We start from the raw sequence: 12,590 nt of genomic DNA, 5'->3' as shown, positions 1-12,590 counted from the left end.
TCAAATTATCCCGCTTTTCCCAGCAAACCGGTCAAGACGGCGGCTTTTTCGCCTAAATCCCGCCACGATTCGGCGTTAATTTTTGAAAGTTAATATTTCCTAGGCAGTTTGGATGTCTGCTCAGCGAGGTCGACAATATGATAGTGCGCGTATTTAAAAGCGGCTCAAAGAAATTGAAGAACTTCACCCCTTCGGCGCGTCGTTTCGCCCGGGACGAAGAGGGCGGCGTGTTCACGATCTTCGTGCTGACCGGCTTTCTCATCATCATCTGTTTGACGGGCATGGGCGCCGACATCATGCACTTTGAGCGTGACAGGGCGAACCTGCAGGCGACATTGGACCGTGCGGTTCTGGCTGCCGCCGACCTTGATCAGGAACTGCCTCCGAAGGACGTCGTAATGGCCTATGTCGAAAAATCCGACATAAGAGGCAAACTGACGAAAGACCCTGTCGTTACTCCGGGTTTCGGCTCAAGACGGGTTACGGCTGAGGCCGAAGTAGTCGTGAAAACAGCCTTCATGTATTTGGCAGGCATTCCCGAACTGAAGGCTTCGGTTACCAGCACCGCGGAAGAGTCCGTGGGTGCCATCGAGATTTCTCTGGTTCTCGACATGTCCGGGTCGATGGAAAATGCGTCTGCGGAGGCTGGCAAAAAGAAAATTCAGGTCTTGCGGGAAGCGGCCAAAGAATTTGTGACAACGATGTATGAAAAGGAAAATCCCGAGAAGATTTCGATCTCGATTATTCCTTACGCCACGCAAGTAAATGCCGGAGAGAACATTCTGGGCAAAATGACGGGTGTAACCGATGAACATAACTACTCGCACTGTGTGAACTTCACGAGTAGTCAATTCCAAGAACACAACCTGACACCCTCGACTGTGCTTGAACGTACAGCGCATTTCGACCGATATAGATCGAACAACGATGCCTACCAGTGGGAGCACAACCGCAGACCAACCTGCCCCACCCGAGCCGGTAGTGTGATCACCCCGGTGACAAACGACATCGCAGAACTTCATGCCCAGATCGGAGCGCTGACTGCGAGTGGCAACACGTCAATTGATATTGGAATGAAATGGGCCGCCGCGCTGGTCGACCCCGAGTTCCGACCCATCATCACCCAACTGGCAAGTCAGAAAAAAGACCCGGACTCGGAAGCCGAGAATGCACCGACGGTCGTCCCGACAGAATTTGCAAACCGCCCCAAGGAATACACGTCTGATGTTCAGAAGGTCATCATCGTTATGACCGACGGATACAACACCAGTCAGTATAAACTGAAAAATTCGTTGCGCAGCGGGAATTCCCCTGTTTGGTACAATCCCAATTACTCCCAAGAGGAAACCAGGTACAATTGGGACACTGAGGTATGGGAGACGGTGACGGTTCAAGGCGAATACAGTATCCGCTCGTCAACAAATCCGAACAGGTATTACTGGTCTCGGCAGGAACGCTGGAACATGGATCACCGCTATGGGGACAGGGACGATGAAGACGGCACCGCCGCTCGCCTGACCTACCCAGAGCTTTTCGCCCTCACATCGCTCCGCTGGAATGCACGATACAACTTTTATCCATGGGATAGCAGCGCACTCAGCGACTGGTATTCGAATGCTTATTATTCGGTCTCAAGAAGCTCGAAGAACACGCGCACAAGTAACATCTGTTCCGCCATCAAAAACAAAGGTGTACTGGTCTACGGTATCGCCTTCGAAGCGCCTGACGCAGGTTTGACCACGATCGAAAACTGCGCCACCAAACCCAGCATGGTTTACGAGGTCAACAGCACCGGCAAGCTGGGCGACGAGAACCTGACGCTTGAAGAGGCATTCCGGTCCATCGCCTCGTCGATCAAACGACTGAGGCTGACACAATGATCCGCAATCTTCTGAAGAAACTAGTTCGGTTCAAGAGGTCTGAAGACGGGTCGTTGACCGTTGAGTTTGTCCTGATTTTCCCGGCCTATCTCTTCTTCATCATGGGGGCCGTCGAATACTCGATGGTCACGATTCAGCAGTCGTTGTTGGAACGCTCCATGGACATTGTCGTCCGCGATATCCGCCTGGGAACCGATTCAGTTATCAGTCACGACACGATCAAGGACGATATCTGCAGCAGGGCGGGAATAATCCCAAGCTGTTCCAGAAATCTAAGGCTGGAAATGATCCTTCAGGACGCATTCACCGGCTTGGATTTCCCAGTGGTACCGGATTGCGTAAACAGAGAGGAAGAGGCCAAACCGGCCCGGAACTTCGAAGCGGGGGCGTCGAACGAGCTAATGATCCTTCGCGCCTGCGCAAAAGTTGACCCAATTTTCCCGACCACCGCGATGGGGCGCGCGTTGCAAAGTGACGATGGCTTGGTCACGCTCACGGCGATCACCGCCTTTGTTCAGGAGCCTTAAATGACACGATATTTTTTAAGTATCCGGCAATATCTGCGCAAATTCGCCCGCAGCGAATACGGCGGCCTCGCCTTCGAGGGAATTGTGGTTTTCCCGATATTCGTGTGGACCATCACGCTTGGATACACGTTTTTTGACGGTTTCCGCCAAAATACCGCCAACCTGAAGGCTGCCTACACGGTGGGTGACCTTATCTCACGTGAAACGGAAGATGTGACCGACACCTATGCAGTTTCCATGTACACCCTGATGCGGCGGATGGTGAACAACAACTCGACGCTGAAGATGCGTTTGACATTCATCATGTATCAAGAGGACGATGACCGCCATTACGTCCTATGGACCACAACCTGCGGGTTCAAGGGAGAATGGAACAACTCCAACATCGACAGGATAAAAGAACAGCTTCCGCCGATGTCGGACCTGGACACTTTGATCCTTGTTGAAACGATGAACGAATATGACCCGTTGTTCAAAACCGGTTGGCTGACCAAAGATTATGAATTCACCAACTTTGTTTTCACACGGCCGCGCTTTACCGATCTTGTAACAGCGCCCGATATTTCGGCTAATTTCTGTCAAGGGGATGCTGGTCCTGTGGATGTAGCAACAACGAGCTAAGCACATCCGTCATGAATTTGGTTTCGGCGGCAGCAGTCATGCCGCCGACGCCCACCCGGCGTCCCACACGCCACCATAGCCCCGGCGCCCAGCTGTTTTCCCCGCCAACGCGTGTTTTCAACAAAAACCCGTTTGAAGGTTTAAACGCAAAGACCCCCCGGTCTACAGCTTCGATATCCTCTACTTTCGCGATAATGTGCCCTGCCCCGGTTCTGAGTTCGGATTGCGTCAGTTCGATCCAGTCATTCGTCGCGTGCCACATGCGATACGCCAACCAGAACGCCGCGCCGCCAACCGCAATCAGGAACACCATCCACAGGGGCTCGGGCGGCTGCGCCAGCGCGACAGACAGGACAAGCACGCCAACGATGCTCAGCATCCCAACGCCAAGCCAACGTCTGGCAGGTGACGGCTTAATGGTGGCAAGAATGTCCTGTTGCATGTGAACCCCTGTTGTTTTCCCGTGGGTTTAGCGGCTTCTGGCGGGAATAAACAGGGGGGGGCGCTACTGCTGATTTTTGCACATTTCCCGTTCTTTTCTGCCGATTGACGCTGTCCTTGCCGAAAATACATGGTGACCAGAGCTTTAGGAGGCCGCTATGTCCCTACGTCCCGTTCTGGAAACCCGGAATGCCATCGCCGCAGTTGAGGGTGCTGGCGTCAAACTTCACCGCGCGTTCGGGTTTCAGGACCCGTCCGAGCTTGACCCGTTTCTGCTGTTCGATGACTTTCGCAACGAGCGCCCTCAGGACTATCAGGCCGGGTTTCCCTGGCACCCTCATCGCGGAATCGAGACGATCACCTATGTGCTGGCCGGTTCGGTCGAACACTCGGATTCGCTGGGCAATAGCGGCACACTTGGTGCCGGCGACGTTCAGTGGATGACCGCAGGCTCTGGGATTCTGCATCAGGAGATGCCAAGCGGAACCCCGTCAGGCCAGATGCATGGATTCCAATTGTGGGGCAACCTGCCTTCGGCGCAAAAGATGACCGCGCCGCGGTATCAGGACGTCCAAAGCAAGGACATCCCGGAAATCATTGATGACGACGGCACCACGGTCCGTGTGATCGTGGGAGAGTTCTGGGGCAAGACCGGCCCGGTCGACGGGATTGCCGCCGATCCGCAATATCTGGACGTGCACGTCCCAGCCGGGGTCAAAAAAACTTTTAAGATAGACACCTACCGCCGCGCCTTTGCCTATGTGTTCGAAGGTCAGGCTGCCTTTGCAGACGCCTCGCAACCTACCGGCATCCTGCTGGAAAAAGAAGTCGCCGGGCAAGAGGTCAATATCCGCGACATGTCCGGTGACCGGACGCTGGTCCGGTTTGGCACAGGGGATGAAATCACGGTTCAGGCCGGGCCTGACGGTGTGCGTTTCCTGCTGATCTCAGGTGCACCGATTGACGAGCCGGTCGCCTGGCACGGGCCCATCGTGATGAATACACGAACAGAGCTGGAACAAGCCTTTCGGGAATTGCGCAACGGCACCTTCATTCGCCCCGCGCATTAGGCGATCAGGCCGAAACTGACCGGCGGACCATGTCCCAATAGACCTGCTCGACTTCATCCAGCGACAGGCGTCCGCCGGCGCGATACCACGTCATCACACCATTCAGCATGGCGATCACCGCCAAAGTCGCAATCTTGGTATCCGCGATATCAAACGCCCCGGCCGCCTGCCCGGCGCGCAGTATCGCCTGAAGCGCGTCCTCATAGCGGCGGCGCAACGCTTCGATCTCTGCAAAGTTCTCGGACGTCAGATTGCGCAGTTCCATATAGGCGATGAACACCTCATCCGGGCGCTCTAGGTGAAAGCGGATATGGAACCCGACAAACTGGCGCAACGCTTCGGACGCATCAGCGGGCTGGTCCAACGTGTCATAGGCCGACAGCAGCTCTTGCATGTGTTCGTGCATCAGACGGAACAGCAGGCTCTGCTTGTCGGGCGTGTAATTGTACAGCGCCCCCGCCTGTACCCCAACCTCACCAGCGATCTGGCGCATGGAGACGGCGGCAAAACCGTGGCGTGCGAACAACCCCAGCGCCGCTTTGCGAATGCGCGGGCCGGTGATATCGGAATGTGAACCTTGCGTACGTGCCATTCTCGCACCGTATCTGAACGCATGTTCAGATAGAACCCCGCTTGAACCAACGCCGCAAAAGGTGCATCACGTTTGCAATCGACCTTGAAAGGGTTCTGAATGAAGCCCCTGCCTTTGCTGATCCTGTTGCTCGCCTGTGCCGGATGCGCCGATTTTCCGGAACTGGAAGGGCGCGAGCAGCCCGACGTCGGGTCGACCGCCTACCCCACGCTTATTCCCATTCAGGAAAACCTCGGCCCGCCGGTTGACCCGTTGAACGAGGCCGCCGAAGTCGAAGAGGACCTGATCGCGCGGCGAGAAGCGCTGGAGAAAAAGGCGGAAGAGCTTCAAGCTGCGGAAATCAACTGACCCAATGCGATTCCGGGCCCACCCCGGGCCGCGACGCATTGCACCCTAGCGCCGAACCCGCTAAGGCAGCGCTGAACGGGCGGCAGGCCCGATACCACGAAATTTTCGAGCGGAAAGGAACCCACGGGATGACACAGGCGCTGCGGCTGGGAATTGCGGGCTTGGGAACAGTTGGCGTGGGTGTCGTAAAGATCGTCCGTCGCCACGCAGACCTGTTGCAGGCGCGTACGGGGCGGTCTGTGGAAATCGTCGCCGTGTCGGCCCGCGATGCCAGTAAAGACCGCGGCGTGAACCTTTCAGACTATGCTTGGGAAACCGATCCGGTGGCGCTGGCAAAACGCAACGACATCGACGTCTTCGTCGAACTGATCGGTGGTGAGAACGGCCCTGCCAAAGCCTCGGTCGAGGCGGCGCTGGCAACCGGCAAGGACGTCGTCACAGCAAATAAGGCGCTGCTGGCGATCCACGGTCAGGAACTGGCCGAAAAGGCCGAGGCCGCAGGTCGCGTGATCCGGTTCGAGGCCGCCGTGGCAGGCGGCATCCCGGTCATCAAATCCCTCACCGAAGGGCTGGCCGGGAACGAGATCACCCGCGTCATGGGCGTGATGAACGGCACCTGCAACTATATCCTGACCCGGATGCAATCGCAGGAGCTGGGCTATAACGCCCTGTTCGAGGAATGCGCGGAACTGGGATATCTTGAGGCCGACCCGAACCTCGACGTCGGCGGCATTGATGCGGCGCACAAACTGGCGCTGCTGTCCTCGATCGCGTTCGGGACCAAACCGAATTTTGACGGCATCCAGATCGAAGGCATTCAGCAGATCAGCCTGGATGACATCCATCAGGCCGACGACATGGGCTATCGCATCAAGCTGCTGGGCGTTGCACAACGCTCGGCGCGTGGTCTGGAACAGCGGATGCAGCCATGTCTGGTGCCCAGCAGCTCGCCCCTTGGGCAGCTGGAAGGCGGCACCAACATGGTGGTGATCGAAGGCGATGCGGTCGAACAGGTTGTCCTGCGCGGCCCCGGTGCCGGCGAGGGCCCCACGGCCAGCGCTGTGATGGGTGATGTCTGCGATTTGGCCCGTGGGTTGCAGATTCCGACCTTTGGCCGCCCCGCGACCTCCCTGCAGGACGCGCAGCCTGCGGTGACCGGCCTGCCCGCCCCTTACTATCTGCGTCTTGCGCTGTTCGACAAACCCGGTGCGCTGGCCAAGGTGGCGGCCATTCTGGGTGATGCGGGCGTGTCAATCGACCGGATGCGCCAGTACGGGCATTCGGAAAGCACCGCGCCGGTTCTGATCGTGACCCACAGGACCACACGCGCCACGTTGGACGTTGCCCTCGACGGGCTACGCGAGACCGACGTGGTGGCCGGAGAACCCGTTGCATTGCGGATTGAAGAGGTTTGACCCTTGCGGCCTGCATGAAACGCAGGCTATCCCGAACAAAACGCCTTTACTGACCTGAGGATACCGAACATGAGTGCTGCCAAAGTAGATTTCAACGACCGCCTGCTATCTCTGGGCCTTGCGCGGGTTGCAGAACAGGCCGCGCTGGCGTCGGCCTCTCTGGTCGGTCGTGGTGACGAAAAAGCCGCCGACCAGGCAGCCGTGAACGCGATGCGCGAACAGCTGAACCTGTTGGATATTGCGGGCGTCGTTGTCATCGGTGAAGGTGAGCGCGACGAAGCACCGATGCTGTATATCGGCGAAGAGGTCGGCACCGGCGAAGGCCCCGGCGTAGACATCGCGCTGGACCCGCTGGAAGGCACCACGCTGACCGCCAAGGATATGCCCAACGCGCTGACCGTAATCGCCATGGGTCCGCGCGGCTCGATGCTGCACGCGCCGGACGTTTACATGGACAAACTGGCCATCGGCCCAGGCTTCCCCGAAGGTGTCGTCAATCTGGACATGAGCCCGCGCGAGCGTGTCGAAGCGCTGGCCAAGGCCAAAGGCTGCGCGCCCGCTGACATCACCGTTTGCATTCTGGAACGCCCGCGTCACGAAGCAATGATCGCCGAAGTGCGCGAAACCGGTGCCTCGATCCGCCTGATCACCGATGGTGACGTGGCGGGCGTCATGCACTGCGCCGAAAGCGAAGAAACCGGCATCGACATGTATATGGGCCAAGGCGGCGCGCCCGAAGGCGTTCTAGCCGCAGCTGCGCTGAAATGCATGGGTGGTCAGATCTTTGGCCGCCTGCTGTTCCGCAACGATGACGAACGTGGCCGCGCCGCCAAGGCGGGCATCACCGATCTGGACCGCGTCTATGCGCGCGATGAGATGGTTACGGCAGACGTGATCTTTGCCGCAACCGGCGTGACCGGTGGCTCGCTGCTGCCGCGCATCAAGCGCGAGCCGGGCTGGGTGGAAACCACCACCCTGCTGATGCGGTCGAAAACCGGGTCAGTACGTCGCATGACCTACCGCACGCCGATGTGGTCGCACAACAACGCCTAACCGCTTGCGCCCGTACTGCGCGCAAGGCTATCCATAAAGACAATGAGGCCGGGTCCGAGAGGGTCCGGCCTTGGCATATCAGGGGCAGGTCATGAGCTTTCTAGGGGTTGAACAATCATTGTCCGGGCGGCGCTGGGTCGGTCCCACGACCGAGGTGGAGCGCGCGACCGAGATGCTTGTGCAACAGGTCGGTCTGCCCCGCGCCGTGTGTCAGGTTTTGGCGCGGCGTGGCGTTCCGGCGATGGAGGCCGACGGGTTCCTGGAGCCCAAGTTGAAGGAACTGTTGCCTGACCCACGGTCGATGAAAGACATGGAAACCGCCGCAACGCGGTTTCTGGCGGCGGTTCGGAACAAACAACGGATCGCGGTCTTTGCGGATTATGACGTGGACGGAGGCAGCTCGGCCGCGTTGCTGTTGGTTTGGCTACGTCAGATGGGCCTTCAGGCAACGCTCTATGTGCCCGACCGGATTGACGAAGGCTATGGCCCCAATGTCCCGGCCATGCAGGAGCTAGCCGCGAACCACGACCTGATCATCTGCGTCGACTGCGGGACACTCAGTCACGAGCCTATCGCCGCTGCCAAAGGTGCGGATGTGATCGTGCTGGACCACCACCTGGGCGGTGAAACCCTGCCCGATTGCGTCGCCGTAGTGAACCCGAACCGACAGGACGAAAGCGGCGATCTGGGCTATCTCTGCGCGGCAGGTGTTGTGTTTCTGATGCTGGTCGAAGCCGGGCGACAACTGCGTGAGGCAGGCATCAAAGGCCCCGATCTGATTTCAATGCTGGATCTTGTGGCGCTGGCGACTGTGGCCGATGTCGCGCCGCTGATCGGCGCGAACCGGGCACTGGTACGTCAGGGGTTGAAGGTCATGGCGCAGCGGCAACGACCGGGTCTGGTGGCCCTGTCCGACGTGGCGCGCATGGACTCGGCGCCCAACAGTTACCACCTGGGCTTTCTGCTTGGTCCGCGCGTGAATGCCGGAGGGAGAATCGGTCAGGCTGATCTGGGCGCGCGCTTGCTCAGCACGGAGTCGTCGCACGAGGCCGAGGCGCTGTCGCAGCGGCTGGATGAACTGAACACCGAGCGTCGCGACATTGAAAACGCAGTGCGCGCGGCCGCGCTGGAACAGGCCGAGGAACGCGGGTTGGACGCGCCTCTGGTCTGGGCCGCGGGCGAAGGCTGGCATCCGGGCGTGGTTGGCATCGTGGCATCGCGCCTGAAGGAAAACGCGAACCGCCCAGCGATTGTCATTGGCTTTGACGGGGATGAGGGCAAAGGCTCGGGCCGTTCAATATCTGGCGTTGATCTCGGTGCCTCGATCCAGCGGCTGGCATCCGAAGGACTGTTGGTCAAAGGCGGCGGTCACAAGATGGCAGCTGGTCTGACGGTGATGCGGGATCAGTTGGAACCTGCGATGGAACGGCTGTCCGAGTTGCTGGCCAAACAGGGCGCAGGCGAAGGCGGACCTGCCGACCTGAAACTGGACGGCACCCTGATGCCGGGCGCGGCCACAATTGATCTAATCGAACAGATCGAAAAGGCGGGCCCGTTCGGGGCCAGCGCCCCTGCCCCGCGATACGCCCTGCCCGACCTTCAGGTGCGCTTTGCCAAGCGTGTCGGCGAATCCCATTTGAAACTGTCTCTGGCGGACGGTGTCGGTGGCGGTCTGGACGCCATCGCCTTTGGGGCATTTGATGGGCCAATGGGCGAAAAGCTGTCCAATCACGGCGGTGCACGGTTCCATTTCGCCGGACGGCTTGAGGTGAACACATGGGGCGGACGCCAAAGCGTGCAACTCAGGCTCGAAGACGCAGCGCAAGCAAATTGAGCCCAATTTCTGGCCCATGAAAAAACTTTCACATCCCTGCATTTTTCGGCTTGCGGGGGTCACGGCGAAACCGTAAAAGGCCCTCCACAAGCCAGCGTGGCCCGTTCGTCTATCGGTTAGGACGCCAGGTTTTCAACCTGGAAAGAGGGGTTCGATTCCCCTACGGGCTACCACTTGTGCTTGTTTGGACCAAATGGCCCGTTCGTCTATCGGTTAGGACGCCAGGTTTTCAACCTGGAAAGAGGGGTTCGATTCCCCTACGGGCTGCCATTTCTTTCTTACACCCCGAACTTGTCGCGGCACAGATCGGTGATCTGCCCCCAAGTCGATTTGAATTCCGGCGTGTTTTCCGCTGCATAGTGGAAATTCTTCATCAGACCGGTTAACTGCGTGAACACCTGCCGCACCTCAGCCTTGTCGGTGAAAGTTGCTGTCGATTGAGTCACATCATAGACCAGCTTGAAGGTCATCTTCTGACGTTCAAGCGGAACCGTGGCGTCCACCTTGTCAAACGCGTCCTGCTGCAAATAGACCATGTCCACGAACAGCGCCTTTTGCTGAGTGACAAAGTCTTCGATGGTGACCCCCTCTTCGCCCGTTACCTGCATCATCTGGTCGACCTGCTCACCCTTTTCGATCAGGTCCAGCAGATCGCGCACCTTACCGGTCCAGCCGGGTTCGGCGTTTTTGTCGTACCAGTCCGACAACTGATCGGTGTAGCGCGACCAGCTGAGCATCGGGTCAACCGCCGGGTAGAACCGTTTGTAAGCACGTTCAGAAGATAGACCGAGGAAGCATTTCACCGTGGACAGGGTCGACTGCGTGACCGGCTCGTCAAAGTTGCCGCCCGCGGGTGACACCGTGCCGATCAGAGTCAGGCTGCCCAGATCACCATCATTGGTTTTCATCGCACCAGCGCGCTCATAGAGACCCTTGATCGAGCTTTCCAGATAGGCGGGGAAGCCCTCTTCACCGGGGATTTCCTCCAGCTTGCCAGAGGTTTCGCGCATCGCCTGCGCCCAACGGCTGGTGCTGTCAGCGATCAGCAGAACCTCATAGCCCATCTGACGGTAATACTCGCCCAGCGTGATGCCGGTGAAGATCGACGCCTCACGTGCAGCGACCGGCATAGAGGACGTGTTACAGATGATGATCGTCCGGTCCATCAGGCTGCCGCCGGTGGTTGGATCGATCATCTTGGGGAATTCGTGTATCGTCTCGACGACTTCACCAGCGCGTTCACCGCAGGCGACAACGATCACGATATCCACCTTGGCGTTCCGCGCGATCAGGTTTTGCAACACGGTTTTACCCGCCCCGAACGGACCCGGAATACAGGCCGTACCCCCGCGCGCGATGGGGAAAAACGTGTCGATCAAACGTTGCGAGGTCAGGACCGGTTCCGTCGGATAAAGCCGCTCGGACAACGCGCGCTTCAGGATGCTTTCCGGCAGCGGACGCCGCACCGGCCATTTCTGCGAAAGGGTCAGCGTGTGCTCTCCACCCTGTTCATCTTCAAGCCGCGCCACGATATCGTGGATCGTGGCGGCACCCTTCTGGACCCAGACGACCTTGTAATCGCCCACCCAGTTGAAAGGCAGCATGATCTTGTGGTTGAAATGGCCTTCGGGCACGGTCCCGATGCTGTCGCCCGCTGTGACCGTGTCGCCAACCTTGACCGACGGCGTGAACGACCACTTGGCCTGCGCGTCCAGCGGGGCCACATCCGCTCCGCGCGGCAGGAAGGTGCCGAATTCGGCGGCCACCTTGGGCAGCGGCGATTGCAACCCGTCAAAGACCTGCCCAAGCAAGCCCGGCCCCAGTTCGACCGACAACAACTGCCCCGATTGTTCGACCGGATCACCCACGGCAACCCCGTCGGTGCTTTCATAGACCTGCACGTCGGCGATGTCGCCGCGCACCCGCAACACTTCGGCCTTCAAGCGTTCCTGACGGCCACCCGGGCCGGCGCGCGTCGGTAGGATAAACACCACCTCGTTCTTGACCAGCTGCCCGGGCTGGCCCGAGGCATCGTGATTGGCCTGTATCTGCACCAGCCCTTCCTGTACCGAGACAACGCGGGCGGTGGCGGTCTGCCTGGTGGCGGTTGGGGCTGTCATGCGCTTGCTCCATCAATGTCGATCTCGGCGACACCGGCCATGGCCTGCTGCGCCAGATGTTCAAATCTCTTGACCGCGTCCTGCGCATTGCTTTGCGCCCAGCGGTCGAAAATATTCCAGATCAGCACGTAGATCGCCACGGCCTCGAAATCGAACAGATGGCGGGCGGCGTGCTTTTTCAACTGCTTGTGGCTGACCGACAAGAGCAACCGCTCCAGCCCCAGTGGATCTTCGGCATCCAGCAACTGTTTGGCCTCTTTGATCCAGGGCATCGGACCTTCCAGACGGAAGCTCGGATCGGTCCAGTTGGCCGGGATGTGCCGGGTCCAACGCCCCATACCAAACGTTCCCGAGGACGGACTGCCCCCCTGCTTGCGCAAACGCAACGCGGCGGCGGTTGTGCGCAGGTCCATCCGCTCGAGAAACAACTTGCGCAGGGTTGGTTGCGGGATGTCGCGCAACGCCTCTTTGCAGCGTTCGATGGCCTGGGCGTCAGTGACATCCATGTCATAGTCGCCCCAGTTCAGCGCGTGCTCCAACACCCTCAAAACGCGCGCATCCTCGGGCGTCAGCGCCGTCAAACGCCGGTCCAGCCGCAGCCGCGACAAAGGCGGCTGTTTGGCAACAAACAACCGTTCCGAGCCCGGCAGGCTGCTGACCAGCGCGATATAGGCGTCGGGGTCCGACAT

The 12,590-nt window shown here is 59.1% G+C and carries 12 protein-coding genes and 2 tRNA genes; 10 read left to right on the top strand and 4 right to left on the bottom strand.

All coding sequences use genetic code 11. The features are described from left to right. Positions 1 to 137: 137 nt before the first annotated feature. From GOX88_RS00210 to GOX88_RS00200, 3 genes are read left to right on the top strand one after another with little or no spacing between them, the layout of a single operon-like run. The gene (locus tag GOX88_RS00210; protein WP_170397590.1) at positions 138 to 1,880 is read left to right on the top strand and encodes a TadE/TadG family type IV pilus assembly protein; all 1,743 of its coding nucleotides are present in this window, start codon (positions 138 to 140) and stop codon (positions 1,878 to 1,880) included. Beyond that, on the top strand, positions 1,877 to 2,407 hold the full coding sequence (locus GOX88_RS00205) for a TadE/TadG family type IV pilus assembly protein (protein WP_170397586.1): 531 nt from the start codon (positions 1,877 to 1,879) through the stop codon (positions 2,405 to 2,407). Before GOX88_RS00210 ends, GOX88_RS00205 begins: the two co-directional genes overlap by 4 nt. After that, positions 2,408 to 3,028, top strand: coding sequence for a TadE/TadG family type IV pilus assembly protein (locus GOX88_RS00200; protein WP_170397583.1), 621 nt, complete (start codon positions 2,408 to 2,410; stop codon positions 3,026 to 3,028). Here the strand turns inward: GOX88_RS00200 and GOX88_RS00195 are convergent. After that, positions 2,976 to 3,470 carry a hypothetical protein gene (locus GOX88_RS00195; RefSeq protein WP_170397580.1) on the bottom strand — a complete coding sequence of 165 codons (495 nt, stop codon included), beginning with the start codon at positions 3,468 to 3,470 and terminating at the stop codon, positions 2,976 to 2,978. The genes GOX88_RS00200 and GOX88_RS00195 overlap by 53 nt on opposite strands. Before the next feature lie 157 nt (positions 3,471 to 3,627). Between GOX88_RS00195 and GOX88_RS00190 the strand changes: the two genes are divergently transcribed. Next, the gene (locus GOX88_RS00190; RefSeq protein ID WP_170397578.1) at positions 3,628 to 4,539 is read left to right on the top strand and encodes a pirin family protein; all 912 of its coding nucleotides are present in this window, start codon (positions 3,628 to 3,630) and stop codon (positions 4,537 to 4,539) included. Between the two features lie 4 nt (positions 4,540 to 4,543). Here the strand turns inward: GOX88_RS00190 and GOX88_RS00185 are convergent, their stop codons facing one another. After that, entirely contained in the window at positions 4,544 to 5,131 is a 588-nt protein-coding gene (locus GOX88_RS00185) for a TetR/AcrR family transcriptional regulator (protein ID WP_170397575.1), read from the bottom strand. 99 nt (positions 5,132 to 5,230) lie between these two features. On the opposite strand from GOX88_RS00185, the gene GOX88_RS00180 reads away from it, so the two are divergent. From GOX88_RS00180 to GOX88_RS00155, 6 genes are all read left to right on the top strand, one after another. Next, positions 5,231 to 5,479, top strand: a complete 249-nt coding sequence (locus tag GOX88_RS00180; protein WP_170397572.1) for a hypothetical protein — start codon at positions 5,231 to 5,233, stop codon at positions 5,477 to 5,479. A gap of 128 nt (positions 5,480 to 5,607) precedes the next feature. Further along, positions 5,608 to 6,894, top strand: a complete 1,287-nt coding sequence (locus GOX88_RS00175) for a homoserine dehydrogenase (protein WP_170397569.1) — start codon at positions 5,608 to 5,610, stop codon at positions 6,892 to 6,894. 69 nt (positions 6,895 to 6,963) lie between these two features. Beyond that, a complete protein-coding gene (gene glpX, locus GOX88_RS00170) occupies positions 6,964 to 7,947 on the top strand; it encodes a class II fructose-bisphosphatase (RefSeq protein ID WP_170397566.1) in 984 nt (327 codons plus the stop codon). Between the two features lie 91 nt (positions 7,948 to 8,038). Beyond that, positions 8,039 to 9,781: a single-stranded-DNA-specific exonuclease RecJ gene (recJ, locus tag GOX88_RS00165; protein ID WP_170397563.1), complete on the top strand. Its 1,743-nt coding sequence runs from the start codon at positions 8,039 to 8,041 to the stop codon at positions 9,779 to 9,781. A gap of 98 nt (positions 9,782 to 9,879) precedes the next feature. After that, positions 9,880 to 9,954, top strand: a tRNA-Glu gene (locus GOX88_RS00160). A 22-nt stretch (positions 9,955 to 9,976) separates the two neighbouring features. Then, positions 9,977 to 10,051: transfer RNA gene (locus GOX88_RS00155), tRNA-Glu, on the top strand. An 8-nt stretch (positions 10,052 to 10,059) separates the two neighbouring features. Here the strand turns inward: GOX88_RS00155 and GOX88_RS00150 are convergent. Next, positions 10,060 to 11,901 (bottom strand): V-type ATP synthase subunit A, encoded by a 1,842-nt coding sequence (locus GOX88_RS00150; protein ID WP_170397561.1) that lies wholly within the window; start codon positions 11,899 to 11,901, stop codon positions 10,060 to 10,062. Continuing rightward, positions 11,898 to 12,590, bottom strand: a complete 693-nt coding sequence (locus GOX88_RS00145; protein ID WP_170397558.1) for a hypothetical protein — start codon at positions 12,588 to 12,590, stop codon at positions 11,898 to 11,900. The genes GOX88_RS00150 and GOX88_RS00145 overlap by 4 nt, the downstream gene beginning before the upstream one ends.

The organism is Ruegeria arenilitoris, assembly GCF_013030985.1.
GTDB classification, from domain to species: Bacteria; Pseudomonadota; Alphaproteobacteria; order Rhodobacterales; family Rhodobacteraceae; genus Ruegeria; species Ruegeria arenilitoris_B.
The sequence above is the reverse complement of the archived record's forward strand: the minus strand, read 5'-3'. Positions and strand labels throughout refer to the sequence as shown.

Excerpts from the sequence above, each read along its gene's own strand:
- GOX88_RS00200 (WP_170397583.1), top strand. The coding sequence starts at position 2,408 with ATGACACGATATTTTTTAAGTATCCGGCAATATCTGCGCAAATTCGCC.
- GOX88_RS00180 (WP_170397572.1), top strand. The coding sequence starts at position 5,231 with ATGAAGCCCCTGCCTTTGCTGATCCTGTTGCTCGCCTGTGCCGGATGC.
- recJ (WP_170397563.1), top strand. The coding sequence starts at position 8,039 with ATGAGCTTTCTAGGGGTTGAACAATCATTGTCCGGGCGGCGCTGGGTC.
- GOX88_RS00175 (WP_170397569.1), top strand. The coding sequence starts at position 5,608 with ATGACACAGGCGCTGCGGCTGGGAATTGCGGGCTTGGGAACAGTTGGC.
- GOX88_RS00185 (WP_170397575.1), bottom strand. The coding sequence starts at position 5,131 with ATGGCACGTACGCAAGGTTCACATTCCGATATCACCGGCCCGCGCATT.
- glpX (WP_170397566.1), top strand. The coding sequence starts at position 6,964 with ATGAGTGCTGCCAAAGTAGATTTCAACGACCGCCTGCTATCTCTGGGC.
- GOX88_RS00190 (WP_170397578.1), top strand. The coding sequence starts at position 3,628 with ATGTCCCTACGTCCCGTTCTGGAAACCCGGAATGCCATCGCCGCAGTT.
- GOX88_RS00205 (WP_170397586.1), top strand. The coding sequence starts at position 1,877 with ATGATCCGCAATCTTCTGAAGAAACTAGTTCGGTTCAAGAGGTCTGAA.
- GOX88_RS00210 (WP_170397590.1), top strand. The coding sequence starts at position 138 with ATGATAGTGCGCGTATTTAAAAGCGGCTCAAAGAAATTGAAGAACTTC.
- GOX88_RS00145 (WP_170397558.1), bottom strand. The coding sequence starts at position 12,590 with ATGTCGGACCCCGACGCCTATATCGCGCTGGTCAGCAGCCTGCCGGGC.
- GOX88_RS00150 (WP_170397561.1), bottom strand. The coding sequence starts at position 11,901 with ATGACAGCCCCAACCGCCACCAGGCAGACCGCCACCGCCCGCGTTGTC.
- GOX88_RS00195 (WP_170397580.1), bottom strand. The coding sequence starts at position 3,470 with ATGCAACAGGACATTCTTGCCACCATTAAGCCGTCACCTGCCAGACGT.